Origin of the sequence: Lapidilactobacillus luobeiensis (genome assembly GCF_024345205.1) — a bacterium.
Classification (GTDB): Bacteria; Bacillota; Bacilli; order Lactobacillales; family Lactobacillaceae; genus Lapidilactobacillus; species Lapidilactobacillus luobeiensis.
Genome location: NZ_BROC01000051.1, coordinates 1 through 6448 on the forward strand (window position 1 = coordinate 1; position 6448 = coordinate 6448).

General features: G+C 47.5%; 4 protein-coding genes and 1 pseudogene. All 5 read right to left on the reverse strand.

The window, feature by feature from the left end:
* Positions 1 to 205: 205 nt before the first annotated feature.
* A pseudogene (locus tag OCU21_RS11110) lies at positions 206 to 1501 on the reverse strand (PTS transporter subunit EIIC); the annotation flags it as partial.
* A gap of 1346 nt (positions 1502 to 2847) precedes the next feature.
* Complete coding sequence (locus tag OCU21_RS11115; RefSeq protein WP_261807469.1) at positions 2848 to 3504, reverse strand: amino acid ABC transporter permease; 657 nt, start codon at positions 3502 to 3504, stop codon at positions 2848 to 2850.
* A gap of 14 nt (positions 3505 to 3518) precedes the next feature.
* Positions 3519 to 4175: an amino acid ABC transporter permease gene (locus OCU21_RS11120; RefSeq protein ID WP_261807470.1), complete on the reverse strand. Its 657-nt coding sequence runs from the start codon at positions 4173 to 4175 to the stop codon at positions 3519 to 3521.
* Positions 4172 to 4999 (reverse strand): transporter substrate-binding domain-containing protein, encoded by an 828-nt coding sequence (locus OCU21_RS11125; protein ID WP_261807471.1) that lies wholly within the window; start codon positions 4997 to 4999, stop codon positions 4172 to 4174. The genes OCU21_RS11120 and OCU21_RS11125 overlap by 4 nt, the downstream gene beginning before the upstream one ends.
* A gap of 11 nt (positions 5000 to 5010) precedes the next feature.
* Positions 5011 to 5751, reverse strand: a complete 741-nt coding sequence (locus OCU21_RS11130) for an amino acid ABC transporter ATP-binding protein (RefSeq protein ID WP_309297215.1) — start codon at positions 5749 to 5751, stop codon at positions 5011 to 5013.
* Positions 5752 to 6448 lie beyond the last annotated feature (697 nt).

The window sequence follows — 6448 nt, forward strand, 5'->3', positions numbered from 1 at the left end:
AATTACTATTCTAGCATAAAGGGAATCGCTCCCTTTTTATCTTCAGATAATCTACCCACTTAAACTTTACGCCAACTTTTCGCACCAAAATAATTGTTTTCTTGATCAAAAAAAAAACCGCACCATTTAAAAAATGAGTCGATTTTTTCCACAAAAGTGAAACGTTTTCTGACGGTTAAACTTGCTCCTCTGGCCGATACCAACAGAAAGTGATCACAAAAGTCGCGCCAAAAGCAATGGCCACGGTGATCAACGCATGGACGATATTCATTGGCTTGGCGCCAATAAACGCCGGCAAAGCCGCCAGTCCCGGCGAAACAAACGCATAACGCACCAGACCACTTAGACCAGCGTACAAGCCACCCAACGCGCCACCGATCATTGCCGCGATCAAAGGTTTACGTAAAACCAAGGTCACCCCATAAAGCGAGGGTTCCGTGATCCCAATTAGTGCGGTCAGTCCGGCAGAGAGGGCCGTTTGCCGCAATTGATGATCACGCGTCCGCAACGCGACCGCTAATGTCGCGCCTCCTTGGGCAATATTGGAGGCCAGCATCCCCGGGCCATTGATCGTTTCAAATCCCTGTTTGCTAAGTTGCATCGTGGCGATCGGAGTCAGCGCCCAAGCCGTCCCTGTAATGATCAATAATGGTTGCAGTCCGCCCATCAACAACGGGATCAGCCAACTGACTCGCTGATTGAGCCAGGCCGCGCCAGCCGCAATGCCATCGTTCAACAATAATCCCACCGGTCCGATCGCGATCAGGGCTAACGGCCCGATAATCAGCAGGAGCAACAGCGGCTTGACGAAGAATTTGATGAAACCAGGCAAACTTTTTTCTAGGAAACGGTCCAGCTGGGCCAGCAGCCAAACTGTGAAAACGATCGGCAAAACTGACCCCGCGTAATCCGAGGCCGCCACTGGTAACCCCAGAAAATGAACCGCCTTTCCGGAGGCAAAAAGTTGTTGCAAACTAGGGTGTAACAACACGCCGGCGATGGTGATCGCCATGGCCGGATTAACAGTGAATTGCACGGCCGCGCCATAGGCCAACAACATGGGCATAAAATAGAAGGCCGCGTCGGCAATCATGTTAAGTAACTGATATGTTTGACCGTTAGTAGATAGACTACCGGTCAAAACCAGTAAAGATAAAATGGCCTTGACCATCCCGGCACCAGTCAACGCTGGGATCATTGGCGTGAAGATCGTAGAAATCAAAGCAATCAAATTTGTTTTTCCTGCCGATACCGGTGTTGCAGTCGGTAGTAACGCAGTCACTTGGTGGTACAAGGTCTCCACTTGCGCGCCGACCACGATCTGTAATTGGCCCCCGCTGTCCACTACGCTGATGATTTCTGGAAAACTTTGAAGTTGGGTCGTACGCACACGTTGTGGATCTTTCAATACAAAACGTAATCTGGTGGCACAATGAGTCAAACTGACCACATTGTCTGCCCCGCCCACCAATGCTAGGATCTGGCTTGCTAATTGTGTCATGGTGACACCCCCCTTGATATCTCATTCGTGTTCACCACGTAATGAGATTAAATCTATCATGGGTGCCGGTTAACACTCAAGCGCTGTTCCGACTTTTTCTACCTGGATTCTCTGTAAAAATTAACAGGTAACCGCAACGGCGCTGCGCGTGGCGTTGGTGGATTGCAGATGCGGTGAGGCTCCAGGTCAGGCTGGGGGTGGTGGAACGCGGCGGGCACGATTTTGAGCTTTTCGGAAGAACACCGAAAATCTCAAAACTCGGCCTTATTGTAGGCGATAAATCGCCAACAATAATATCGCGGCTGACTCACCCCCAGCCCGACCTTCCGCCAAAGAGTAAACAGCCCACCAACGCCAGTGCGGAACACAACGGGTTGACTTTGAGCATTAACCTAGCCAGGATTTTGGAAGCGGGTTTCGCTTGCGGAAGCCTGGCGTAGTTAAGCGCAGAAGTCAGTTGTGTGGAGCACGTTTCAACGCCACGCTCCGCTCCAGCCGCTCAACGTTATAACAGCCGATTGAGCACTCACTCCGACCGGCAAGCTATGGCCAATTGATGAGGAACCACGCCATTGACGGCCATGGCTGTTGGTTACCAGCATCAAATTGGCAACACCAGTACAGTCTGTCTGATGAACGAAAGCATGGTTATGTTGAAACATCAGAATCTATCGACCGATTCAACCAAAGTTGGCTTGGAATAGCATCAACGTTATCGACGCTTCTCAAACCGGTTAGCATAATCATCCAAATCCGTTGGGGTTCCCGTTCCATCAAAAAAAGGCAATGGTTTATCCATCACCCTTGCAAAAGCACTTTAGCAATCTCTTCACTTCAATTGTAGATCAGCGCAATTCTATTCAGCCAATTGTCCCAAAGCGCAAGTTAAAAATAGAACCCGAACCATTCATCCAAATTCATTGGTGTTACCGTGCCACAACAAACTTCCTGAGGCGGTTGCGTCACCACAACTTTCAATCAAGCACAGCCTGCTAGAATCTGTTGGCATTACCGTACCACCCCCAAAAGGGCAATTGTTTTGACCTCTAGCTTGCAAAACCACTTGGTCAAATCCTTCGCTTTGATTGCAGATGAGCTCGATTCTGCCTAGCAACCGGGTCGGGCCATGCGGCTCAGCAGTGAAATTATTCTTTGCGGCTTTGCCGCTTAGAATAAGGCTCGATTTTGAGACAAGCCGTGGGTTTCGGATTGGCTCAAAACGACACCCACTGCGTTCCAGCCGCACAAATGGCCCGACCCGGTTGCGCTCACGCGCAACACCCACCTACACCTGCAATCCAAGCACAAGTCCAAAATTCAACTTTTCAAAGCAAAAAACAACTACCCTACTTCAGCCGCTTGGCCAACGCCCGCGATAAACGACTCAATAAGAAGCAAATGGCAAAGTACAAAACCGCCAAGGCCGCGAACATTGGGATCATATAATTACTATTCTGACCATAAATGATTTGGGCATGATACATCAACTCCGGTAAGAGGATGATCGTCGCTAAGGAGGAGTCTTTGACCAGCGAAACAAACTGACTCACGATCGGCGGCACCATTCGGCGCAATGCTTGGGGTAGGATAATGTACCACATCGCCTGCAGATAACTCATGCCATTGCTTCGCGCCGCCTCCATTTGACCATGGTCCACGGAAGCGATCCCACTGCGAATGATCTCCGCCAACATCGCCGACTCAAAAACTGTTAAAGCCACGATCGCCGCGGCGACTGTGTTCAGGCGGATTCCCAATGTGCTGGGTAGCCCAAAATACATAAAGAAAATGATCAATAGTAACGGTAGATTACGGATCAAGTCGATCACGAACCCAACGATCATTGACAGATATTTAACTTTTACATAACGGACAAAGCCCAAGATCGCGCCGATAATAAAACTCAGTACGACTGAGATCACCGAAACATAGATCGTGACCCACAAACCCTCAAAAAGAAAGCGCATGTTGAGCCAGCTATAAGCGTCAATAAAATTTTGCATCAACAAGTCCTCCTTTAATCATTGGCCGGCTGTTTCGCCCAACGTTTTTCTAAATAGCGCATCAAATAACTTAACGGCATGGTCATCAAAAGGTAGAGTAATCCGACCGCCAAGTAAGTATCAGTCGTTTTCAATGTGGAAGAAACGATCAGATTGGCTTGATACATCAAATCGAAGCCAGCGAGAAAAGCCAGCACTGATGAGTTCTTGACCAAGTTAACGAACTGATTACCTAATGGCGGGATCACGATTTTGATCGCTTGCGGCAAAACAATATAAGTCATCGCCTGTAAATAAGTCATCCCATTACTGCGAGCGGCTTCCATTTGGCCAATATCAACACTTTCGATACCAGCGCGCACAGTCTCGGCGATAAAAGCAGAAGTATAGATCGTCAGGCCGATCGTCCCGGCCGTAAAACCATCGATCTGCACCACGAACTGCGGGATCACGATATAGAAAAACAGCGCCACGACCAACAAGGGGATATTACGAAAGATCTCGATATAAATATTCCCAAGCACCCGCAATGGCTTCAGCGGACTGATCACAAACAAGGCAAAGATCACACCAATGATCAAGCTACCAAGTAACGCAAGCAAACTCGCCGATAAAGTGATCCGCACACCTGATACTAAGTCAGCCCAGTGATCTGTTAAAATGGTTATCATTTGACCACACCTCCATCAAAACCGTCGATCTTGCCAAACCATTTCTTCACGATTTTGGCATAGGTCCCATCTGTTTCGATTGCCTTCAGCGCTTGATCGACCGCCTTTTGAAACTTTTCTTGACCAAGATTGATTCCTAGCCCATAAGGTTCTTTGGTAAAAGTCCCACCCACGATCTCGTAATCAGAATCGTCAGCTGCTAACCCGTAAAGAATCGCGTTATCGCTGGTCATCGCGTCCCCTTGACCTGACTTTAAGGCGGCAAACGCTTGGGCGGCATCCGGTAGCTGGAGGATCTTAGCTTCTGGCGCGGCTTTTTTTACATTATCGACCGAGTTTGAGCCTTGTAACCCGATCACTTTAGTCCCCTTTGTCAGATCCTTGACACTTTTGATCTTACTGCCTTTTTTGACCATGAGCGCTTGACCAGCATTAAAGTAAACATCGGAGAATAGAACTTCTTTCTTACGTTCCGGCGTGATCGTCAATGTTGACGCCAACGCGTCGACATTACCATTCTTCAATAACGACATCCGCGTATTTGAGGTGACCGGAACGATATTGACTTCGACTTGATCACCAAAAATCTCCTTAGAGACCGCGGTAGCGATATCGACATCGAATCCTTCGACTTTACCTGTTCTGATGCTCATCAAACCGAAAAGACGTGTGTCACTTTTAACGCCCCATGAGATCTCATTGCTCGCCTTAACTCGTTTGAGCACATCTTGACTGGCCAGATCATCACCACAGCCTGCAAGGAGCACCATCATTCCCATTAGTGTTAGGGCCAGCGCAATTAATTTATTCTTCTTTCGGCGCATTCCAACCCCTCCTAGCTATTGTGAATGATCTTGCTGAGAAATTCTTGAGCCCGGATATCCTGAGGATGGGCAAAGAATTCTTTTGGTTGATGACTGTCTTCGCGGATTTCACCATCGGCCATGAAAATAACACGATTGCCGACTTCACGCGCAAAACCCATTTCATGAGTAACTACGATCATCGTTACGCCTTGCTTCGCCACTTTTTTCATAACGTCAAGAACGTCGCCGATCATTTCTGGGTCAAGCGCCGATGTCGGTTCGTCAAATAACAACGCCTTAGGATTCATCGCCAAAGAGCGGGCGATCGCGATCCGTTGTTTTTGCCCACCAGAAAGCATACTTGGTAATTTGCCGGCCTGATCCTCCAAACCGACCAAGCGCAGTAATTTGCGTGCCTCCGCTTCCGCCTCGGCCTTGTTGTGTTTCAAAACTTTCTCTGGACCTAAAGTGATATTTTGCAGGACCGTTTTATTCGCGTATAAATTAAAATGTTGAAAAACCATCCCGACATTTTTGCGGATCTTATTCATATTGGTTTTGTGATCCGCTAAATCAAAATCATCAACGATCAATTGGCCGGCTGAAACCAGCTCCAGCCCATTGATCGTCCGCAATAATGTGCTTTTCCCTGAGCCCGAGGGACCAATGATCGTCACGATCTCGCCTCGCTCAATGGTCAGATTGATATCTTTCAGTGCATGAAATTTCCCATAATATTTCTCTACATTGTGGAATTCGATCATTGACATAATGTTACCTCCAAATTCTCATAAATCTTGGTTAATGTTCGCTAGCGCCTGAACATTATCTACATGTAACTCTTGGTATTAAAAAATACTGCTCTTTTTATCTTAATTGAAACCGACCAACTCTGGCAAGAAAAAAATCACAGTACAACCCAACATTTTTGTATCCAAACACTCAATATTTAATTTGATTATTTCAATCATAGCACAACCAATACCCCTTTGAGCAGTTTTTTTAAACTTTTTCTTAAGGCCAATATTCATTTTTTATGTTAAATAAAATTCACCGGCGTTATAAAACGCAGGCCCGCCGCATGACATCCTTATTAAGCTTTAATAATCTCAAGATCCACGGCCTTCTCGCAACCAGACAATCCGAACATTACCATCAAGTTTGTGAAGATTGATCGAGTGTTGACAAGAGTTGACGGCTGACTTGTGCTTGATTGCGGGTGCGCGTGAGCGCAACCGGCTGGGACTGCTGTTGCGGACTGGAAACGTGCTCACCGACCCAGCTCCCTGCGCTTAGCTACGCAAGGCTTCCGGAAGCAAAGTTCGGCTTCCAAAATCCTTACTAGGCTAATGCTCAGGAGCTACCCGGGTCGGTTCACACTCTGTTTCGGACGCGGTGGGCATCGTTTGAAGCCAATTCCAAAAGCGGGAATTGGCTTCAAATCGAGCCTTATTCTAAGCGATAAAT